General features: G+C 41.5%; 19 protein-coding genes and 1 pseudogene. 10 read left to right on the top strand and 10 right to left on the bottom strand.

The genetic code is table 11. The features are described 5' to 3' along the window. Positions 1–97: 97 nt before the first annotated feature. The 4 genes from pilB to coaE are packed head-to-tail and all read left to right on the top strand — an operon-like array spanning position 98 to position 4,538. A complete protein-coding gene (pilB, locus tag FTU62_RS07545; protein WP_180102319.1) occupies positions 98–1,807 on the top strand; it encodes a type IV-A pilus assembly ATPase PilB in 1,710 nt (569 codons plus the stop codon). 32 nt (positions 1,808–1,839) lie between these two features. Next, positions 1,840–3,066: a type II secretion system F family protein gene (locus FTU62_RS07540; RefSeq protein ID WP_078192563.1), complete on the top strand. Its 1,227-nt coding sequence runs from the start codon at positions 1,840–1,842 to the stop codon at positions 3,064–3,066. Then, positions 3,066–3,926 (top strand): A24 family peptidase, encoded by an 861-nt coding sequence (locus FTU62_RS07535; protein WP_180102318.1) that lies wholly within the window; start codon positions 3,066–3,068, stop codon positions 3,924–3,926. The genes FTU62_RS07540 and FTU62_RS07535 overlap by 1 nt, the downstream gene beginning before the upstream one ends. 9 nt (positions 3,927–3,935) lie before the next feature. Then, positions 3,936–4,538 (top strand): dephospho-CoA kinase, encoded by a 603-nt coding sequence (gene coaE, locus FTU62_RS07530; protein WP_180102317.1) that lies wholly within the window; start codon positions 3,936–3,938, stop codon positions 4,536–4,538. A 13-nt stretch (positions 4,539–4,551) separates the two neighbouring features. On the opposite strand, the gene FTU62_RS07525 is transcribed toward coaE, so the two are convergent. From FTU62_RS07525 to FTU62_RS07515, 3 genes are all read right to left on the bottom strand, one after another. Beyond that, complete coding sequence (locus tag FTU62_RS07525) at positions 4,552–5,472, bottom strand: DMT family transporter (protein ID WP_373886335.1); 921 nt, start codon at positions 5,470–5,472, stop codon at positions 4,552–4,554. 8 nt (positions 5,473–5,480) lie between these two features. Continuing rightward, positions 5,481–6,239 (bottom strand): 23S rRNA (guanosine(2251)-2'-O)-methyltransferase RlmB, encoded by a 759-nt coding sequence (gene rlmB, locus FTU62_RS07520; protein WP_180024258.1) that lies wholly within the window; start codon positions 6,237–6,239, stop codon positions 5,481–5,483. Positions 6,240–6,415: 176 nt separating this feature from the next. Next, entirely contained in the window at positions 6,416–6,739 is a 324-nt protein-coding gene (locus FTU62_RS07515; protein ID WP_067763086.1) for a pyrimidine/purine nucleoside phosphorylase, read from the bottom strand. A gap of 599 nt (positions 6,740–7,338) precedes the next feature. On the opposite strand from FTU62_RS07515, the gene recN reads away from it, so the two are divergent. After that, entirely contained in the window at positions 7,339–9,000 is a 1,662-nt protein-coding gene (gene recN / locus FTU62_RS07510; RefSeq protein ID WP_180102315.1) for a DNA repair protein RecN, read from the top strand. Between the two features lie 61 nt (positions 9,001–9,061). Here recN and FTU62_RS07505 read toward each other — a convergent pair whose 3' ends face one another. Next, positions 9,062–9,787, bottom strand: coding sequence for a hypothetical protein (locus FTU62_RS07505; protein ID WP_180102314.1), 726 nt, complete (start codon positions 9,785–9,787; stop codon positions 9,062–9,064). A 308-nt stretch (positions 9,788–10,095) separates the two neighbouring features. On the opposite strand from FTU62_RS07505, the gene FTU62_RS07500 reads away from it, so the two are divergent. Together FTU62_RS07500 and ruvX are read left to right on the top strand one after the other, a co-directional pair. Continuing rightward, positions 10,096–10,650 carry a YqgE/AlgH family protein gene (locus tag FTU62_RS07500; protein ID WP_180102313.1) on the top strand — a complete coding sequence of 185 codons (555 nt, stop codon included), beginning with the start codon at positions 10,096–10,098 and terminating at the stop codon, positions 10,648–10,650. After that, on the top strand, positions 10,643–11,086 hold the full coding sequence (gene ruvX, locus FTU62_RS07495) for a Holliday junction resolvase RuvX (RefSeq protein WP_078192570.1): 444 nt from the start codon (positions 10,643–10,645) through the stop codon (positions 11,084–11,086). Before FTU62_RS07500 ends, ruvX begins: the two co-directional genes overlap by 8 nt. 105 nt (positions 11,087–11,191) lie before the next feature. Here the strand turns inward: ruvX and FTU62_RS07490 are convergent, their stop codons facing one another. From FTU62_RS07490 to FTU62_RS07480, 3 genes and pseudogenes are all read right to left on the bottom strand, one after another. After that, positions 11,192–12,196: an HlyD family secretion protein gene (locus FTU62_RS07490; protein ID WP_180102312.1), complete on the bottom strand. Its 1,005-nt coding sequence runs from the start codon at positions 12,194–12,196 to the stop codon at positions 11,192–11,194. 40 nt (positions 12,197–12,236) lie between these two features. Continuing rightward, on the bottom strand, positions 12,237–12,437 hold the full coding sequence (locus FTU62_RS07485; RefSeq protein ID WP_180102311.1) for a DUF1656 domain-containing protein: 201 nt from the start codon (positions 12,435–12,437) through the stop codon (positions 12,237–12,239). Further along, a pseudogene (locus FTU62_RS07480) lies at positions 12,430–14,528 on the bottom strand (FUSC family protein). Before FTU62_RS07480 ends, FTU62_RS07485 begins: the two are co-directional and overlap by 8 nt. Positions 14,529–14,990: 462 nt before the next feature. On the opposite strand from FTU62_RS07480, the gene FTU62_RS07475 reads away from it, so the two are divergent. Next, the gene (locus FTU62_RS07475) at positions 14,991–15,767 is read left to right on the top strand and encodes an IclR family transcriptional regulator (protein ID WP_111884870.1); all 777 of its coding nucleotides are present in this window, start codon (positions 14,991–14,993) and stop codon (positions 15,765–15,767) included. Between the two features lie 231 nt (positions 15,768–15,998). Here FTU62_RS07475 and FTU62_RS07470 read toward each other — a convergent pair whose 3' ends face one another. Beyond that, on the bottom strand, positions 15,999–16,625 hold the full coding sequence (locus tag FTU62_RS07470) for an alpha-ketoglutarate-dependent dioxygenase AlkB (RefSeq protein ID WP_180102310.1): 627 nt from the start codon (positions 16,623–16,625) through the stop codon (positions 15,999–16,001). Positions 16,626–16,797: 172 nt separating this feature from the next. On the opposite strand from FTU62_RS07470, the gene FTU62_RS07465 reads away from it, so the two are divergent. Next, entirely contained in the window at positions 16,798–18,594 is a 1,797-nt protein-coding gene (locus tag FTU62_RS07465; protein ID WP_078189432.1) for an ABC transporter ATP-binding protein, read from the top strand. Positions 18,595–18,652: 58 nt separating this feature from the next. Here FTU62_RS07465 and phoU read toward each other — a convergent pair whose 3' ends face one another. Beyond that, entirely contained in the window at positions 18,653–19,369 is a 717-nt protein-coding gene (phoU, locus tag FTU62_RS07460) for a phosphate signaling complex protein PhoU (protein WP_078189433.1), read from the bottom strand. A gap of 83 nt (positions 19,370–19,452) precedes the next feature. Beyond that, entirely contained in the window at positions 19,453–20,808 is a 1,356-nt protein-coding gene (locus FTU62_RS07455; protein WP_180102309.1) for a TolC family outer membrane protein, read from the bottom strand. A 314-nt stretch (positions 20,809–21,122) separates the two neighbouring features. Here FTU62_RS07455 and FTU62_RS07450 point away from each other — a divergent pair, with 314 nt between their 5' ends. Further along, entirely contained in the window at positions 21,123–22,109 is a 987-nt protein-coding gene (locus FTU62_RS07450; protein WP_180102372.1) for a hypothetical protein, read from the top strand. Positions 22,110–22,210: the final 101 nt, after the last annotated feature.

Raw genomic sequence — 22,210 nt, 5'->3', positions numbered from 1 at the left:
CTAGTGACAACACTTTAAGATATGGTATTTTTGTGCAACAAAAGTATAATTTTGCTATACCAATTATAAACAGACTGAAGCATAGGCAAGTAAAAGCATGACAGCAGTTCAAGGTTCTTCAAGATTTACGGGGTTTATTCGTCGCTTAGTTGACGAAGGGCATCTGTCTGCCGAAAAAATGCAAGCAGCGCTGCAAAATTCAAAAAAGGCTCATCAAGATATCGTGCCGCATTTGATTCAGGAATATCACCTTTCAGCACGCCTGATCGCAGAAACCATCTCGATAGAGTTCGGTGAACCGGTTTTTGATATTTCAACTTATGATACGTCTTTAATTATACGTGATGAATTTGAAGATAAACTCATTACCAAGCATCGCATTTTGCCTATTTTTAAACATGGCAATTTATTATTCGTTGCGATCAGTAATCCCACCAATATTGAAGCAGTGGATGCCATTCGATTTGGTAGTAAGCTGAATACTGAAACCATTATTGTTGAACATGACAAACTTGAAAAGTTAATTGAACAGAACTTTTCTGAAGAAAGTACTTTTGACTTTGATGATGACTTTGATCTTGATTTAGAACAGGAAACTATTGATCCAGCGAAAGAAGATGAAGATGAGGCAACGGGGGATGAAGCTCCGATTGTTAAATATATCAATAAGCTGCTAGTCGACGCAATTCGTATGGGTGCATCTGACTTACATTTTGAACCCTACGAAAAAACCTATCGCGTCCGCTACCGTGTCGATGGCGTGTTAAGAACAATTACAAATCCGCCCTTGCAGCTCGCTACACGACTCGCTTCACGTTTAAAAGTCATGTCACAAATGGACATCTCGGAAAAGCGTATACCTCAAGACGGTCGTATCAAGTTAAAGCTGTCAAAGAACAAAGCTATCGACTTCCGTGTGAACTCTTTACCAACATTGTTTGGTGAAAAACTTGTTCTACGTATCCTTGATCCGTCTAGTGCGATGCTAGGGATTGATGCGTTGGGTTATGAACCTGATCAAAAAGAACTGTTCATGCAGGCTTTAGAAAAACCACAAGGCATGCTACTCATTACCGGTCCAACGGGTTCCGGTAAAACCGTATCTCTATATACAGGTTTAAATATTCTCAACCGTGAAGATACCAACATTTCAACGGCCGAGGATCCTGTGGAAATTAACTTAGAAGGGATCAATCAGGTCAACGTAAATAATAAAGTCGGCCTCACCTTCTCTGCAGCCTTAAAATCATTCTTACGTCAAGACCCTGATATTGTGATGGTCGGTGAGATTCGAGATTTAGAAACGGCTGAAATTGCCATTAAAGCAGCTCAAACGGGTCACATGGTGATGTCTACACTGCATACCAATAGTGCACCTGAAACACTGACACGCCTACGCAATATGGGCGTGCCTTCATTTAACATCGCGACATCCGTGAACCTTGTCATTGCGCAGCGACTTGCACGTCGCCTATGTTCACAATGTAAAGAAACAGTAGACGTACCAAAACAAAGTCTATTGGAGCTTGGTTTTACCGAAGATGATTTAAATACACCAGAATTCCAAATATACCAGCCTGTGGGTTGTGCCGAATGCCGTGAAGGCTATAAAGGTCGTGTGGGTATTTACGAAGTCATGAAAGTGACACCTGAAATTTCAAGAATTATTATGGAAGACGGCAATGCCTTACAAATTGCCGAAGCTTCAAATCAAGCAGGTTTCAACAATTTACGCCGTTCAGGCTTAATTAAGGTCATGCAGGGGGTGACTTCACTTCAAGAAGTCAATCGTGTGACCAGTGAGTAAGTGAATTAGTATTTAAAAATAAGGATAAATTCATGGCTGTAAAAAAAGCGCAGATGATGCCAACCTTCAGTTATGAAGGCGTGGATCGCAAAGGGGCGAAAATCAAAGGGGAAATGCCTTCGCGTAATATGGCTTTAGCTAAAGTCACTTTACGTAAGCAAGGCATCACCATTAAAACCATTCGAGAAAAACGTAAAAACATTCTCGAAGGCTTGATGAAAAAGAAAGTATCCACTTTGGATATCACGGTATTCACGCGCCAACTTGCAACCATGATGAAAGCCGGTGTACCGCTCGTTCAGGGGTTCGAAATCGTAGCGGAAGGCTTAGAAAACCCAGCCATGCGTGAAGTGGTCCTGGGGATCAAAGGTGAAGTTGAAGGCGGTAATACCTTTGCCGGTGCGCTGCGAAAATATCCGCAGTATTTCGATAACCTATTTTGCTCCTTGGTTGAATCAGGTGAACAGTCGGGTGCACTTGAAACTATGCTAGACCGTGTTGCAATTTACAAAGAAAAAAGTGAATTGCTTAAGCAAAAAATTAAAAAAGCCATGAAATACCCAGCTGCGGTAATTGTTGTCGCTGTTATTGTGACGATCATTTTGATGGTGAAAGTAGTTCCCGTATTCCAAGACTTGTTTTCATCGTTTGGTGCAGACCTACCTGCCTTTACCAAAATGGTAGTGAACATGTCGGAATGGATGCAAAAATATTGGTTCTTCCTCATCATTGGAATTGGCGCTGTGATTGCTGGTTTCATGGAAGCAAAAAAACGTAGCAAAGCTTTCAGAGACTTCTTAGACAAAGCTGCACTCAAAGCACCGATTTTTGGTGATTTGGTTTATAAAGCAATTATTGCCCGCTATAGCCGTACCTTGGCAACCACATTCGCCGCGGGCGTACCCTTAATCGATGCGCTCGAATCAACTGCAGGTGCAACCAACAACGTGGTCTATGAAACAGCGGTCATGAAAATTCGTGAAGATGTGGCGACTGGTCAACAACTGCAATTTGCTATGCGTGTCACCGATAAATTCCCATCTATGGCGATTCAAATGGTGGCTATTGGTGAAGAATCCGGTGCCTTGGATGCTATGCTAGATAAAGTGGCAACGCATTATGAAAATGAAGTGGATAATGCCGTAGATGGCTTAACCTCGATGATGGAACCCTTAATTATGGCGGTACTAGGTGTCCTCGTTGGTGGTCTTGTGATTGCAATGTATCTTCCAATCTTCCAAATGGGTTCTGTGGTTTAATGCAAGAATTAATAACATATTTAATTAATACCCCAATTGCGATGTATATCGCAGTTGGGATTTTTAGTCTTTGCATCGGTAGTTTTTTGAATGTGGTAATTTACCGCACACCAAAGATGATGGAACAAGAATGGCGTACGGATTGCCAACTGTTTTTACATCCGGATCAACCGATTATTGACGAAACAAAGATCACACTGAGCACACCTGCTTCAACCTGCCCAAAATGCAAAACGCCCATTCGTTGGTATCAAAACATTCCGGTTATCAGTTGGATCGTGTTACGCGGAAAATGTGGAAGTTGCCAAAACCCGATCAGTAGCCGTTATCCACTGATCGAATTACTTACCATGATCTGTGCGCTGATTGTTGTTGCAGTTTTTGGTCCAACTATCCAAATGCTGTTTGGTCTAGTGCTGACTTATGTATTGATTGCCTTAACATTTATTGACTTTGACACCCAACTTTTACCAGACCGCTATACCCTTCCTTTGGCTGCACTCGGGCTTGGCGTGAATAGCTATGCCATTTATACCTCTGCAACCTCAGCCATTTGGGGGTATATCATCGGGTTCTTATGCCTATGGATTGTTTACTTTTTATTTAAAATCATCACTGGCAAAGAAGGCATGGGCTATGGTGACTTTAAACTTTTAGCTGCGTTGGGTGCATGGATGGGCCCTTTCCTGCTCCCACTGATTGTATTACTCTCTTCACTGGTAGGTGCAATCATTGGCATTATTTTGCTCAAAGTTCGTAAAGAAAACCAACCTTTTGCATTTGGTCCCTATATTGCCATCGCTGGATGGATCGCCTTTTTATGGGGTGATCAAATTATGAAAATTTATTTGGGTCAGTAAGGTCGTTGTATGACATTTGTCTTGGGTTTAACAGGTGGTATCGGTAGCGGAAAATCTGCTGCAAGCAATTGGTTTGAACTCCAAGGCATTCAAGTCGTCGATGCTGATATCGTTGCTCGCGAGGTTGTCGAACCGGGGCAACCCGCACTGATTCAGATTCAACAACAATTTGGTGATTGGGTTTTACTTGCGAATGGTGAGTTAAATCGGCGCGCTTTACGTGAATATATCTTTAAAGATCCTACAGCACGTCAAACACTTGAAGCCATTACCCATCCTGCAATACGTCAGTCCATTATCCAACAGTTAAATGAAGCCACCAGCCCCTATGTCATCTTGGTTTCGCCGCTGTTATTTGAAACCAATCAACATGAATTAACCAATCACACCTTACTTATTGATGCCACAGAACAATTGCAAATTCAGCGTGCATCACAGCGTGATGGTCAAACTATCGAGCAAATCCAAAAAATTATTCACGTACAAATGTCACGTCAGGAAAAGCAAAAAATCGCCGATGATATCGTGCTGAATGATGGTCATTTAGATCATCTTTATGCGCAGCTTCAGCCATTGCATCTTAAGTACTTAGCGCACGCTGAAAAAAGCTAAATAAAAAGCAGTCTTACTCAGACTGCTTTTTTTGTTGTTCGAGTTGCTGCTCTAGACTATCCTTTCGTCCCAACCATTTCCAAGGTTGAATCGCTCCAATCCCCATCCCGACCAATCCACACACAATTGCAAAACTTAAGGGTTCATTCAGCAGCGGTACCGCTAAAATTGCAGCAATAAAAGGTGCCAAAGTTACGATACTTCCGGCTTTAAATGCACCCAGACGCTTGATCGCCTCTACATACGTTAAAGTCGCAATAATCACCACAAAAATACCGTGAAAGATAACTTGTCCAATGAGTTGCAATGGCTCTGGGTCAGACCAATGTTTAGGGAAAAATAGTAGATAAATAGGCACGAATACCACGGCAGACCAAACCGCAACCCCCGCCATGGCATGCCAAGCAGAGAGCCTCCATTGCTTAAGCAATACCGTAAATATCCCCCACCAAATGGCACTGATAAAAAATAGCAAATCACCTAAACCAAATGCCATACCAGTCTCGACGTACATTAAATAGCTCATTAAGCTAATGGCAGAGACCATAATCACCACACTGATCCACGTATGCTTATCGATCGGCTGTTTGAAGATCAGAAACGCGGCTATGGCCGTACATAAGGGAATACAACCATTGAGGAAAATTGCAGCATGGGCCGCAGGAGCATAATGAAATGCGCTATAGGCTGTTAAACAATAGGTCACCCCGCCGAGCATGGCGAGGATAAAAGGCTCTTTCTTCCATAAAAAAGCCGTATCTTTTTTATAAATCAAAATTGGCATTAAGATGCAAAATGCCAAAGCAAACCGAAGTGCCGTGATATCCCAAGCACTGATTCCCCAATTGGCGCTTAAACGCGCTGTTAAGGTGAATCCGCCCCAAATACACATGGTAATGAAAACATATAAATAACCTTGCTTTTGGGGAGACATCATCACTTCTATTTCAATTCATTATTACGTTGACGACATGCTTCATACAATGCCATACCGGTTGCGACACTGACATTTAAGCTTTGCAAGTTACCAGCCATTGGAATGAAAACAGTTTGATCACATTGCGCCTGCGTAATAGGACGCAAACCTGTATCTTCAGCGCCCATCACCACACATACACCCGTACCAGTGAAGTCAAATTTTTGAATCGGCAACGCTTTTTCATCTAGCATGGTGCCGACCACACGCACGTTAAAATCTTCTTTGATTTGAGCCAATGTACGTGCCAAGTTGGTCACCTGAATAAACTTCACTTTTTCAGCACCACCAGCAGCAACTTTACGGGCTGTTGGGGTAAGTGTCGCTGAACGATCACGCGGTGCAATCACGGCTTCAACGCCCATAGCTGCTGCTGTACGGATACATGCACCAAGGTTATGTGGGTCTGTAATATGATCTAAAGCCAATAGCAACGCATTGGGATTGGCTTGTAATAAAGCCTCTAAATCTTTTTCGTTTAAGACTGGATGGGGGCGTACAGCCGCGACCACACCTTGATGGAACGGTTGTCCCGCAAGTTTTTCCAAACTATCACGGCTAGCTTTTTGAATGCTGACACCAAACGGTTCTGCCAACTCAAAAATACGTTTTAAACGCTGATCATCACGTCCTTTTAACGCAAATAAAGTTAATACGCGTTCTGGCTCAAGTTCCAGTAATGACTCCACTGAATGAACGCCATAATAATATTCCGGTTTCGCCATGAACGACCTCTAATTTGCAAACTTCGATAAACTTTTAAACAGGGTATGATCACCCAGCGCACAGCTTAGGTTATCAAAAAGAAAAATCCTGCAAAGCAAGCTTTACAGGATTTATGCTATGACACATAGTTTAACCGATTTGAAGTTAAAAAACTGTGCCTAAATGGATTGAATTATTAGCCTTCTAAGTGGCACACATAATCCAAGACTTCATCTGTTTCAATTTTAAAACGGCTATTACCTGGCACGTAGAATGATTGACCCGCACGGAATAGTTCGCTTTCTTCGCTATCAGCAATTTGAACACGACATTCACCTGAAATAATTTCCATACGTTCAGGTACATGGGTTTCAAAAGTCAGCGCTTGTTCAGTTGGAAGCAACACACCCAGTGTTTTCTTGGTTCCATCTTCAAATTGCACAGTGTGGCTGATACATAGACCGCCAAAATAAACATTTGATTTTTTGATGACTGATACATGATCAAACTGTGCTGACATGCGTTTTCTCCAGATAAAGCATATTTATAATATTTTGATCGAAGTAGTTTAATTGTGCTGCAAAAACTAATCAATCAGTGTTGAAAATTTTGAGATAGATAATTACAAAAATCTGAGAAGTGGATATGTCCCAATACCATCTCACTATCTTGACATTGAGAATCTAAAACAAACTGTACTTTTGTACAAAATACTTTATTTATTTCATCCACTAAAGTCCTAGTTAGGGTCTATAGAAACGCTGCAAAATCATTTCACAGATATACATGGATAATGAATTATATGGACGGATTTAAGAGACCAAATCATGACGTTTTAAGGCAATAACACTTTAGATTAGATACAAGAATACATACACAAACGTGTTTTGTGAGAACTTAGCAAAATGTTGGATGGTTTAAGCTCACGTTATGCAAGATCATTTACTCTTTGCATCACTACACTGCGTGCTTACGGCAGATACGAAACTAATTTCTTATTAAACTGAAATTTAGGATAGAATTATGAGGTTTTTCGTCATCTTAAAATAAAACTTATCTTGTGACCAAAACAAAACTTAATTATCTTTAACTAGAACTTTTCGCAGCTCGGATGCGTTTATGCTGACACATTTAACTCTGATCAATTTTGCATTAGCCGACCATTTAGCCATCGACATTGAACAAGGCTTTAACGTCCTGACGGGTGAAACAGGTGCTGGTAAATCTTTGCTGCTAGACGCACTATCAGCATGTTTAGGTGAACGAACAGACACCAACTATGTGCGCTATGGATCAGACAAAGCCGATGTGACAGCGACCTTTAGCTACCAAGAGCACAGTCCTGAAGCACTGTGGCTCAAAGAACATGAGCTGGATGATGAGTCTGGAGAAATCCATTTACGTCGCGTGATTTTTGCAACAGGTCGTAGCAAAGCATGGATTAATGGACGTCCGAGCAGCTTATCTGAGTTAAAAGAAATTGGCCGCTTATTGGTACAACTCTATAGCCAACACAGCCAACAACAACTCTTAGAACCGCCCTATCCAAAACATTGGCTAGATCGCTATTACAATTTTTATCAGCCGGCTCAAGCCGTTCGTGATGCCTATAGCAAGTGGCAAAAGGATATTCGACAGCACCAAGCAGCACTCGATGCCCAAGCCACACGTAAGCAACGGATAGAAACGCTTGAACTTCAATTAGAAGAACTTGAATACCTTGTGCAAACAGACTACAAGGAAATCGAGCAAGAATTTGACCGTCTCAGTCATCATGAACATATCATGCAAGACTGTAGCTATGGTCTAAATGCCCTCGATGATGCCGAGCAAAATATCAATCAAGAAATGGGCGCGATCATTCGTCGAATTGAATCGCATGCAGGACGTAGTGAACAACTTTCTGAAATTTATACGTCGCTACTGAACGCTCAAAGTGAAATTGAAGATGCCACCGCAAATTTACGTCAGTTTATTGATCGTCAAAGTTTTGATCCTGAACGTATGGACGAATTAAATACCAAACTGGAAGTTTTTCATCGCTTAGCGCGTAAATATCGTACTCAGCCTGAAGACTTAAAAAATGATTATGATGCGTGGCAACTTGAGCTTGAACAATTACATCAGCTTGAGGATCCTGAAACCTTAGCTGAACAAGTGGAAGTGTCTCATCAAGACTTTTTAACTAAAGCACAGCATTTGGATGATATTCGTCGTGAAGCGTCTACCCCATTGGCGAAGCAGTTGACTGAACAAGTGAAACAGCTCGCGCTCCCAGAGGCTCATTTTGAATTTAAATTTGAGCCTCTAGAACAAGCTTCAAGTGAAGGTTTGAGCTTTATTCAACTGCTGTTCACCGCAAACAAAGGGATTCCTGCTCAGCCTTTAGCACGCGTGGCATCGGGGGGTGAATTGTCACGTATTGCCTTAGTCATGCAAGTGATGAATGCTGAAAAAACCGAATCCGAAGTGTTAGTCTTTGATGAAATTGATGTCGGGATCAGTGGCGGAACGGCAGAAATTGTCGGGCGTTTGTTGGCTGATTTGGCACAGCATGTTCAAATTTTATGTATTACTCACCAAGCCCAAGTCGCTGCCCAATCTGACCAACATCTCTTGGTGAAAAAACGTCAAACGGATCCTGCAAGCAGTACCATTATCGAATTAGAAGAAGATGATCGGATCCAAGAGCTGGCTCGAATGACTGGTGGTGTGGAGATTAGTCAAACGACCTTACAACACGCAAAACAGTTGCGACAATTAAAATTTCAACATAGTTAATTTTTGATGCTTTCAAAAAAGCCTGTGTATTCAAAGTACACAGGCTTTTTTCTTAAATACACTATTTGAAAATCCCCTGATACACAAAGCCTTTTGAGCCCAAGCTATAGCGTAAATATTTATACTGCGGCTGATGTTGTTGATTGAGTAACATAACATCCACGTGTTTCGGACTGATTTTGAGATATTCATTACCGCTACGACGATCGGTTTCATAATGGCAGCCATAATCTACCGAGATTTGATCTAGTTTCTTTTGCTTAGTTTGAAATACATAAGATTTAAGTAACTGTTTTGGTCCAACTTCAACAGCTCTTAGATGATGTAGTCCACTGCAATTATCACCTTTATAATAACTCTTCACCAAATATACGGTTTTATTTTGGATGTTGACCGGCAAAATTTGATTGATATAGCCTGAGTCAAATTGATCTAAATGTTGCGTTTTTCCCGTTGCATATTGCACATAGCTGCTCCACTCCCCCATCGTGCCTCCGCCAGACACATCAAAACTATAAAATTTAAGTTTTTTATCTGGTGAATATTGCACATGAACAAAACCTTGCTTTTCGAGTTGCGTAAATCCGTAGTGAAAACTGCTCGGATCTGCCGCAATGACATCCACAATTTCACGTTCTATCGTTTCATTGACCTCATAAAAATTTAAGTTTTTATATTTTTTAATCACCTGAGATTCATGTTTTTGTAAGTCAGCGCTTCCTGCAAAGCCTGAAATAGGTAGGCTTGCACAGAGTGCCATCCCTATTATTTTTGAATAATGTGTCATTGTTTTACCCTCAGTTTATCCTGCTATTTTAAGCAATCTCAGTCATCCATCACGTATATCTTCTCCTCACTTTTGTACTGCTGTTGTTCAAATCACCAATCATCGCTTCACAATTCACCACATTGCAGACCCGCCTGCACGATGAAGATTTTTAGCATGTCCCTCACTGGTCGAGCATGACAAATATTGAATTTGCAGAAAAACTCATTGTTGAAAACTTGTGAGTCTAGTATGTTGATAAATACAACGTTATTCGAATGCAATTCCCCCCAAGAATGAAACTTACCCCAATAAGGAGAAGCCATTAGGTGACTAAACAATACCTCACACACCGCTGCCTGATTGCTCCACCCGAAATGAACGATGAATTCTTTGCCAATACGGTGATTTATTTAGCGCGACATGATGAAGATGGCGCCCAAGGCATCATTATTAATCGTCCATCAGGTTTACAGATCAAAGAACTCTTGAATGATTTGGAAATTGAGGCAGATAATGTGCATCCTCATGAAGTGTTGCAAGGTGGACCTTTGCGCCCAGAGGCAGGTTTTGTTCTTCATACTGGTCAACCGACATGGCATTCGTCTATTGCTGTAGGTGAAAATGTCTGTATTACCACGTCTAAAGATATTTTAGATGCGATTGCACACAATGAAGGTGTGGGTCGTTATCAGGTGGCTCTAGGCTATGCCAGTTGGGGTAAAAGCCAATTAGAAAAAGAAATTGCTCGGGGTGATTGGCTCATTTGTGACTCAGACATGGATTTAATATTTAACTTACCTTATGACGACCGCTGGGATGCTGCCTATAAAAAAATGGGCGTAGACCGCATGTGGTTATCATCTGAGATTGGACATGCCTGATTTACCACAATATCAAATGATTATGGCCTTTGACTTTGGCACACAAAAAACAGGAATGGCTGTGGGACAAGCCCTGATTGAAAGTGCAAATCCCCTGCCACTCTTTCCCATGAAAGATGGCATTCCCAATTGGGATAATCTACTCAAGATTGTGAAACAGTATCAGCCGGATTTGTTCATCGTGGGTCTACCGCTCAATATGGATGATAGCGAATCTGAACTCTCCACACGTGCGCGTAAATTTGCACGACGCCTTCGCCACCAAACCAATATTGAAACCTTGATGGTCGATGAACGCTTAACGACACGTGAAGCGCGTGATGAATTAGATCATTATCAAGCCCAAGGCCGTGCGAAGAATCTTTCTGCCGACAGCCTTGCTGCAGCATTGTTTATTGAAAGTTGGTATCGAAATCCAGTCGGGCTAAAACCTTAAGCGCTTTCAACAAACAGGCAAATAAAAAAGCATCCGAAAAAGGATGCTTTTTTATGCGCAAGATTGATCACTCGATGCTGCGCAAATGAAATGATTGGGGATAACTTAGTTTTTATCCACAATATGAATCGTGGTGGTTCGACCCGCGACAAAAGCCAACTGATCATGCGGTACTTCATCCAGTACAATTTTCACTGGTACACGCTGTGCCAAACGGACCCAACTAAAGGTTGGATTGACATTAGCCAGTAAACCATCAGTCGAGGTACGTTCACGGTCTTCAATCCCTGTTGCAACGCCTTGTACATGGCCTTTATAAACTTCAGAACTTCCCATCAGTTGGATTGTTGCTGGTGCGCCAACATAGATCTTATCCAGTTTGGTTTCTTCAAAATATCCCACAACATATAATTGTTGACGGTCAATTAAGGCTGCTACGGCTTGGCCGACTTTGACATAATTCCCTGCTTTGAGTTCAAAGTTAGACAAAGTTCCATCTGTTGGTGCAACCACTTCCGAACGGTTTAAATTCAACTCAGCCAAATGCAAACTGCTATTGGCCGCTTCAATTAGGGCTTTTTGCTGCACCACACTGGCTTTGGCTTGTTCAATCGCGGCCTGAGTTTGCTCATGCTCTGCATGGGATTGATCACGTACTGCAAATATTTGATCTTGTTCTTGTTTTGAAATCGCACCGTCCATCAAACTTGCATAACGATTTGCATTTTTATCTGCAAGATTGATATTGGCTTGTGACTTCACTAGATTGGCTTTGGCTTCAGCAAGCTGCGCTTCAGCCCCTGCCAGTCCTGCTTTGGCTTTCGCCAGGTCAGATTTGGCTTGCTCAACATCCAAGGCTTGACGTGCCACATCTATACGAAACAGCACTTGGCCTTTTTTCACTTGTTGGTTGTCTTGAACTAAAACGTCTGTGACCAAACCTGAAACATCCGATGACACTTGAATCACGTCACCACGTACCCGCCCATCACGCGTCCAAGGTTCCGAATTGTAATAGTCCCAAATATGTTTCAGCGCAAGTAATGCGCCACATAGCACAATTATCAACAATACAGGCCGAACATATTTTCGGACATTCAAATTGGTCATACGATTACCTCAATCATTTCATTTTTTTAGGGGCTTAGAACTAGCAGAAAATAAAGATTTCATGCACCAGCCAAAGCAACATCACAAATACACCCAAATAAAAAATATTGGGCATCGGCACCCAATCTGGTGCCATCCATCGGTCAAGCAAACGCATGATGACCCGTAATAACAGATAGGCCAATACCGCTTGAATCAATAGAATGGGCACATAGACGCCATATACATTTAGCTCACCCATGTTGTGCCTCGACCTGTAAATGATTTGGAGTCTGCTGTGTTAGGACATGACACAAACTGCTTTGAATATTGTTCAGTGAATACTGAATTCGATGCATAACATCGTCGTTTTCCACACCCTGAACGGCCTGATTCAATCGTTGAACTCGCTCTACAATTTGCTGTTTCAAGCTCATAAAGACATTCTTTTGCCCTTGTTCCATGGCCCGAAAATAGTCATCTAAATCTTGTTGTAACTCTTCGAGTTCACCGACCAGTGCATCATTCGGATCGAGTTTATTCATCAGTTCTTGTAAGCGGGTCAAATCAATCACCGCACTGGCTTCCACCAAAGCCCACTCGATCTGTTGTTTCAAATTTCCTGATTGCACCATTTTGCTGTTTAGGATGCCGATTCGGTCCAACATACTGCGTAAATGCACCCGAAACGGTAAGCCGTACGGCAGATATAAAGCCTGACGCAGTGCCTTATAATGCTGAGAAAGGATGCGTTGGGCCGTCATATCTGGTGACATTGCACGCACTAAATGAATAATAAACACCGAAATAATGGGTCCCAAAACCGTCCCAATCGATGCATCAAAGAAAAACACCTGATCGAGGCTAAAGCGGTTTTGAATATTCAGTCCCATAATCGCCCCCATCAGTAATGGCAAGCTAATTCCAATCAAAGGTGGATGTAAAAACAGCATCAGACAGAACATCACAAACGGTGCTAACACCACGATCAACTGCCAAAAGGCGGTCACATGCGGGAAAATGCCATAGGCGTAGATAAAGACCACGACCGCTGCATACATATTCGCGCGAATAAACATTTTCAATGCAGGAACAGGATTATCCATTGCCGTTAAAATACAGGCACTGATCGCAGCCATTTCAGCCATCATAAATCCAGCTTTCCACCCACTAACGATCCAAAAACCCGTGGAAATTAAAATAATCAGACACGCAGACACTCCGCCACGAATAGCAACCCCCGCATCTCGGTGCAAAGTCGGATAATGACTATTGCTCAAGGCGGTCAGTGTGGTTGGTAAAGTGGAGTCGCCTTGCTGTACCCGCTGCCAAAGCAAGCGAATCGCACGGATATTCTGAATAAAATGGCGAATATCCATTTTTAGACTACCCAAAATCACCTGCTGTGTTGGCAATGCCTGTGTCTGAATGTGTTGAAAATCTTGCTCAAACTGTTCAGGCAATTGATTAAGTTTACTTTCCTCAATCTGATGTTGATCTAATAAAAACGCGGCAATATGTTCATGGGCTTGCTTGAGTGCCGTCCGATAATGTGTGTCCAGACCGTCTAATTGTTTCATCCGCTCAGACATGGCCACCAAGTTACTGACCAACAAACTCAACTGATGCAAGATTTCCTGCAACGGACGTGTCATGCCTTTTAAGGTTGATTTTTCATAAGACAAATGCACCGCCATGACATGTATATCCGCGATATCTCGTGCAATATTGCCGAGGTTTTTTGAATAATTTTCTAGTTCGGCAGGCTCTATAAAATCTGATCAAAAATTTCTTTGGTATCGGCAAAGGTTTTGCTCACCCGTGTTTCAACCGCAGGACCAATATGCATTGGAAATAATGTCGTAGTCACGATGGCACTACATACCACACCCACCGTAATTTCGAGAAAACGCCCCAAGGCCATATCGAAGATCGAAGCGGTATCAATAAAATACACGACGTTAAAACAAATAATGACCGTGGTATAACCCGCCAACATGGAAACATAACTACGAGGCGTACGGTCTAGCAGTGACAAATACAAGCAAAACCCAACCCAAACCGCTAAAAACACTGTAAACAGTACTGGCATATGGATGAGATGTGGCAGTGCCACCACCGACACGGCCGCCCCTAAGAATGTTCCTAATACACGATACAAACTTTTTGAAGACGTCATCCCTGAATATGGATTCGCGATCACGAAAACGGTGCCAATTGCCCAAATCGGATAAGCCAAATTCAGTACAAAGGCTACATACAATGCCAACATGCCCGCGATGAACGTTTTGGTCGCAAAAATCCAGTCCATTTTATTGGGCCGAAAAGCGAGTATTTGTTTCGTCAGCAGCATGATTGATCTCATCGGTTTGCTTCTTTTTAGTGAAAACGGCCTCGTATCGAATGCTTAAACATTCGACAGCACAACCTGTATCACGGCACAGGAATGACTAGAAATTTCAATAAGTAAAGAAGCGATTCAAATCGTGTTTCAAACCATTTGAATACAAAAAGTAGTGTGCAACATTGCCTGCGCATCGAAAGAATGGGCAATATTTATTCAATATAAGATATTTTCACAACAATTTTGCTAAAAAACAAATTAAAGTCAATATAAATATCTTATTTTGATAATTGATCTATATTTTAAATGCGTATTTCAATTTTTTATTATGCTTTTATCAGAATAACCCAAGAAACCCTGTGATATTTCAGATTTGTTTCATTTCCAGTGTAGAAAAGCGCAACATCAGGCCGAGCAATTTGTTATAAAGTAACTTAACGATTCATTTTTATTGTGACCAAGCAGGTTCTTATGGCGCTTTCCAGTTTTGGTAAAATTCTCACCGTACTCGACTTATTTTCAGTTGCTCGTCCCATCATCAATGTCGACATTATTAGTGAAGAATTAGGCTTATCTAAACCAACGAGCTATCGCTATTTAAAAGAACTGGTTTCTGCTGAATTATTGCAGCGCCTCAGTGGGACTTCTGGCGATTACACACTGGGTTCAAAAATTGCTGTGCTTGATTTTATTTCTCGCACCACCGATCCATTGGTGCAAATTAGCATTCCCTTCATGAAAGAAATTGTGGAACGCACAGAGTCTTGTTGCTTATTGACGCATCTGAATATCGACTCATGTATTGATGTACATCATGAACTGTATAAGGACTATACTGCCTTGGCATATGGTCGAGGTAGCCCACGTCCAATGTACAAAGGCTCATCGTCTAAAGTGATTTTGTCGCAGTTACCTAAGCAACGGATTTTAGATTATTACCACCGTTTTGCGGACGAGTTATCTCAAGTTGGTTTTGCGCATAATGAAGAAGAATTTATGCAGCAAATGAAAAAGATTAAAAAGCAGGGTTATTATTTTTCCAATGGTGAAGTTGACCCGAATATGTCGAGCCTATCGATTCCGATTAAATTTTCCAGTAAAGAACCCCCGCTTGCTTTGACCCTATTGGCGTCTAAAAATCGTTTTGAATTTATGAATTTTCAAAAAATCGTAGAAATGATGCAAGACTGTACAGCGCGTATTGAGAAAAAATACAGCAGTATGATGGAAGAATCGGACGCCATTTAAATCTGATCAGTTTGCGCACAACTGATGCGATGTTGTAAAGATGATATTTAATTAATCTGATAAATTTATATTATTAATTGAATTTATTAATTATAAATATTGGATAAATTATCATAATATGATTATTGTTCTTTAGCAGTCATCTCAACCATGTGTTCCATGATTTCAGTTGATTGGCGCTATACTCTTCCTCAGAGAAAGAAAAAAGCTCATCTAGATATGGGCTTTTTTTTACGGCTGTTGATCATAGAAATAACGAAAGGTTAAATTCACCCTCGGCTCGGTCACTTTCATCGACTTCATTAGGGCATGTTTCCAATATCGTTGGGTTTGCCCACGCATCACGATCAACTGTCCACTTTGCAGTAAAAGCTGTACTTTCTCTTGAGTGCTTTTATGTTTAAAGCAAAACTTTCGGCTTGCGCCAAAACTCAAAGATGCGATCACCACCTGCTGTGTGGGTGAAAGCAAAGATGGCTCATCATCACTATGCCACCCCACCGCTTGCGTACCATTTTCGTATAAATTGGCCAAACAGGAATTAAACGTCTGACCCACCCGTTGCTCAATATGTTGCTTTAAGCGCAGTAAAGCTGGATTCCAGATCAATGCCTGCTTTTGCATGCCTGAATAGTGATACTCATAATGAGCATCTCCATACCAAACCACTTTTCGTTCCGTTTGAAAATACTGTCCATGCAAAATGACTTCATCATGCTGCCAAGCCAACTGCGTGAGGAAATAGCGTAAATATTTTTCACTGTCTTCAGCATTGAAGATCAATCCATAATCTTCAACTTCACCATCATAGGGCAACAGATTTGCATGCGGTTCAGGCGTAAATAATTCATAATTCATCGGTTCAACTCAACACTATTTGGCACAGCAGCGTGATGCTGATGTCGTGAGCACATTTAAAAAATATCTTAGCCGAAAAACTCTCGTCACAAATCAAAACATTGTCATTACTTGTCGCATAGAATTTTCAGTCTTAGACTAAAGCTCATATTCACAATAAAAATAATTGCTTATGAACCTGTGGCAGCTTTTCCAAAAATTACGTCCATTCGTACAGCCATACCGCTGGCTGGTGGTCGTGACGCTGATCTTGACCTTAATTGGCTCACTCACGGCACAGGTGAATGCCCTGACACTCAAATATGCCGTAGACAGCATCAATCAGCTTTTACAACAAGGCCTCGGTCTAGCCAATGGTTGGCATATATTAATCACTATCACCGTAGTTTTACTGGGAAAAGAAGTCATCAATGCCATCGTGCAATTTGGACAAAAATCGTTTGGTGAAAAATTACGTATTTTAATTTCTCAGGATTTGTCCCAAGGCATTATTGAAAAATTTATCACCTATCGATTGGCATTCTTCGATCAACAAGACAACCAAGCAGGCAAACTCCAAACTCGAATTGATCGGGGGGTTAGCTCGCTCACACGACTGGTTCAAATCTTTTTTATTGATATTTTACCGCTATTTACCAGTGCGATTATTGCACTGGGCTTAATGTATTATGCCAATGTTTGGGTTGGCGTGGTGGCCACAATTATCGTGCCGATTTATTTTTGGCTGACCTTCAAACAATCACAAAAACTGGCAGGCAAACGCCGTGCCCTACGCGATAATTTTGAAAAGAAAAATCAAGGTATTCTGAGTATTATCAATTCGATAACGGTCATTAAATCTTTTAACAAAGAAGCCGTCGAATCGAAAAAGCAATTAAATCTGCAAAAGTCGCTGACTGAAAACCAGATGCAGACACGGCAAACCAGTTATATCTTTGACGGACTCAAAACCTTTATTGAACAGGTCGGTGTGGTACTGATCATCATTCTGACAGCCTATTTTGTTTTGGATGGGCAAATGAGTATCGGGATGATTATGTATCACGTGTTGTTATTTAATAATGTCTCTGCCCCGATTCGCTCGCTGCATCGTATCTATGATGAAATTAACTCTGCGATGATTTATTCGGAAAGCTTCTTTAACATCTTAGAAGCGGATCATGAAATTGAAACCAGTGGCACTGCCCAGCCTCCGATTCAAGGTCAATTTGAATTGAGCAATGTCGACTTTAGCTATCCCAATGGCTTTCAGGCACTGCACCGCATCAACATGACCATCCAACCGAACAAAATCACCGCCTTGGTTGGTTTATCTGGGGCTGGTAAATCGACATTAATTAGCTTACTGGATAAGTTTTATCATCCTCAAGCGGGCAATATCAAACTCGATGGCATCGATTTAGAACAGATTGATACGCAGTATTTACGTGAAAATATTGGTTTGGTTTTACAAAAAAATCATATTTTCCCAGGTTCAATTTTTGAAAATATTCGCTATGGAAAAAGTACAGCCACAGAGCAAGAAGTCTTTGATGCAGCACGGAAAGCCTCGATCCATGATCAGATCTTAAAACTGCCGCATGCCTATGAAGCAGATGCCTTACTGCTTTCAGGTGGACAGCAACAGCGCATTGCCTTGGCACGTATGTTCCTAAAAAATCCGCCGATTATTTTCTTGGATGAACCGACTGCAAGTTTAGATGCTATCGCGGCTGAACAAATTAAAAATAGTCTGGATCAAATTAAGCAAGGGCGTACCGTTATCATGATTTCGCATAGTTTGTCGCAAATTATCGATGCCGATTACACCTACGTCATGAAAGATGGACAAATCGTAGAACACGGGGAGCATCATGATTTGTACCATCAAGAAGGTGCCTATAAGCAAATCTTCGATGCAATGGCGAAAAGTTTAAACATTGACAAAATTGCCCGAACTTTTGAGGAAGACGAAGAAACACATAGTTAATTTTAGACCGAAAAAAGCCCATCGTTTGATGGGCTTCGTTCATCTTGATGTTAATCAATTAACGCTGAACTTTTTGCTCAATTTCTTCAACACTGGTGTGACGGACATCTAGACCTTTCACCATATAAATCACTTGTTCAGAGATATTACGAGCATGGTCACCAATACGTTCAAGTGAACGCAGCACCCAAAGTACATTCATGACCCGAGTAATGTGGCGTGGATCTTCTATCATATACGTCATGAGGGTACGGGTTGCTGATTGGTACTCGCGGTCAATATCAGCATCGGCCAAAAGAACACGTAAAGCCTGATCTACATCCAAACGTGCAAAGGCATCGAGCGCATCATGAATCATCACGCGGACTTGGTTGCCAATATGCCGTGTTTCCATATAACCCCGCGGTGAACCACCCTCTTCACACAAGCTTTGTGCAATACGGGCAATTTTTGCCGCTTCATCACCAATCCGTTCTAAATCGGTGTTGGCTTTCGACATCGCAATCACCATGCGTAGATCAATTGCAGCAGGATGACGACGCGCCAAAATTAGGGTAAGCGCTTCATCAATTTCAGTTTCCATACGGTTCACCGTATTGTCTTGAAATTGAACATCGATCGCCATTGTTGCATCCGTATCCAATAAGGCATGAATGGCATTTGCAACCTGCTGCTCCACCAAACCACCCATGGTCATAAATTTGGTATGCACATCCTGCAACTCTTCATTGAATTGCGAAGAAATATGATGGTTTAAAACAGGATTATTAGGCAAAGCGAGTCTCCACTACAACGTGAATCGGCAGATTTTAGTGCCATATTAAAGCATATTGATTGTGAAACTTTTATGACCATGGATTATTTCTTTAGTAGGATCGATGGCTGATTTTTCTGATCGACCAACCACGCATTCATTTCCACTAAATCAGCTTCCGTTAATTTCCCAACGGAGGCTTTAAGTTGCAGTACATGTATTAAATAATCGTACTTGGAATTTAAATAATCTTGACGGGCTGAAAAAGCATTACGCTGTGCCAACAGCACATCAACCATAGTTTTCAGACCTTCCTGATACTGGGCTTGTGAGGCCAACGACACTTGCGCGGAAGAATCCATCGCGGCTTTACGTGCCTGTAATTTACTTTGATCCGTTTCGACTTGCATATAAGATTTTTTTACATCGGTTTGTGCTTTTCGAATCGCTGCATCCACCTGTGCTTGGCTTTTTTCAACATTGATCGCCGCTTGCTTAATGGATTTCTGTGTCCGTCCACCATTAAACACATTCCAGTTCATTTCAATCCCCACCTGATCAAATTGACCATCTTGCGACATGATGGATTGTGGACTTTGCTTGTTATAACCATAGGTCCCTACCGCTTCAATCTGAGGATATAAGGCAGCTTTTTCGACGCGTTTGCCATCTTCCGCATAACGTTGTTGCATACGCGCTTGTAAAATGCCTAGGTTCTGCTCCTGAGCCAGTTCTTCCCACGCTTGTACATTGTTTGGAATCGGTTTTTCAAACTGAAAATCTTCACGTAACACCGCCAAATTTTCTCGATATGGCCCAATCAACTGTTGTAATTGTTCCTGCGCCAAAACCAATTGAACATTAGTCGCCATGCGGTTGGCCCGAGCATTTTGATATTGAGCATTGGCTTCGCTGACATCACTTTTTGCCACCAAACCTTCTTTTAATTTAGCATTCATCATGCGCAGCTGTTCCGATAGCGCCTGTTCTTCTTGTAAGTTGGCAACCGTCAATGCTTGCTGACGTAGGACATTAAAATAAGCTTCAGAGACATTTAAAATATGATCTTGTTTTTGAATCCGCAGATTGATTTCACTTAAATTAATCGAGGTCTTGACTTGCTTCAGCCCTTCCCATGCATCCCAACGAAAAATGGGCTGACGGGCAGTGAGCGCAATTTGTCTTGTTGTGGTGCTGTCTGGCATGATCAGCCCGGCTTGAGCGCCGCTTTGGTTGGAATTTTGATTTTTTCGGGTCACATTTCCGGAGATTGTTACCGTCGGGAGTAAGTTCCCACTGGCAATCCCCAAATTCAATTTATCCGCTTCATATTGTAGTTTATTGGCTTGCCAATTGGGGTCTTCTTGTTTTGCACGTTCATAAGCTTGCACAAGATCTAGCGCACACGCCCATTGACTCGTGAAAAGCAAACAAAGACCCACCACAACTTTTTTGTTCATTTTTTTTGTAAATTCCTAATATTCAAATACCCGAGATTGAATATTCAAGCCTAAAACTAAGCAGATACTAATCATATCCTTGCAAATTTCCGTATGATTTTTATTAATTTTTTATATCAAATGCGACAAAACCGGATAATTTCAGTCGTTTTCGGACACTACTCACAACGCTATAACAAAGAACTGTACAATAGTACACATATTGCACGTGTTTCATCTATAAAATAGTCGACATTCCATCGGACAATACCACTTCTATAGCGCATCGAGTTCCTGTGTCAAAATTTTTTCAGCTGCCTGCAAAGTTTAGTGCAATGTTTTTATGTTTCAGTATGTTGAATGGATGCCAACAACAGCCTGAACCTCAACCTGCACCAGAGTTTCCCAACAATAAGACTGTTCAAAAAGAAGCAGTCGATTTGTCTTTGCTGTGCCAAAAACTTGAAAAAAACATGCTGGAAATAGACGATCAACGAACAACTTTCGCTTTAGAACAAATCAACCAAGATCTCAAAGTCTGCTTACCGCTATTAAAAGCGGACGAACAAAAAAAATTACTGCGTTTGTCCAATCAAATGTATCGCAACTTTTTACATGTTGAACGTACAGCTCAACAGCAAATGGCGTTCGAACAATTTGCCTTTGATATGGCTCAGCATCCCACCATTCAACAAAATCATTATGAGCAGCTCACTGCCCGAGATCAGTATTTACTGAAACATAAAGGCCAAGCCTATGTGGAATTGTTCGATGCAGGTGAAGGACAGTTACGCTATCGCCGCAGTCCTGAATATTTAGCCAAAATTTTTGCGCCTTATATGGAAGAATCCGAGCAGGTCTTCATTGAAAAACTGGCTGAACAAAATGCACAACCCGCCTTGCTACAAAAAAGTTTAGCCATTGAGCCACAAGAGATTGCGACACGTGCCATTTTTTGGGAAGACTATCTGAAACAATATCCAGATAGCCCCTACAAAAAAGATGCACAACAATTGCTGTACCAATACAGCCAGTTGCTGTTTATTGGTTCAGCGCATAGTCCCGTTTCTAATGATTTTTCAGACCGCCTCAGTATTCAAGCCAGTTCTTTAGAAGAAATTGAACGCTTGGCTCAATTAAAAAACTCCAAATTGGCAGATCAGGCGCGTTTATTTTTAAAATTATTAGATCAAAATACTGCTGCATCTAATCAGCGATCAGAAGCGCAGCTGTTGAATTTCATTGGTGTCCGCAATCCTGATCCGCATTATAAGAAAGACTGTTTTAGTGACGCCATCTGTGTAAATCAGTCCTCTACTTAGCCAATGCAAGTTCAATTGCACACGGGCCTAGCCAAAATTCTGCACTGCAAAATCGATGAAAAATAACACTGTTTTAAAACAGCCTTCATGCTAATATCCGT

The organism is Acinetobacter sp. YH12126 (genome assembly GCF_013418745.1).
In the GTDB taxonomy this organism is placed as follows: domain Bacteria; phylum Pseudomonadota; class Gammaproteobacteria; order Pseudomonadales; family Moraxellaceae; genus Acinetobacter; species Acinetobacter amyesii.
This window is presented reverse-complemented; position numbering and strand designations above follow the sequence as displayed.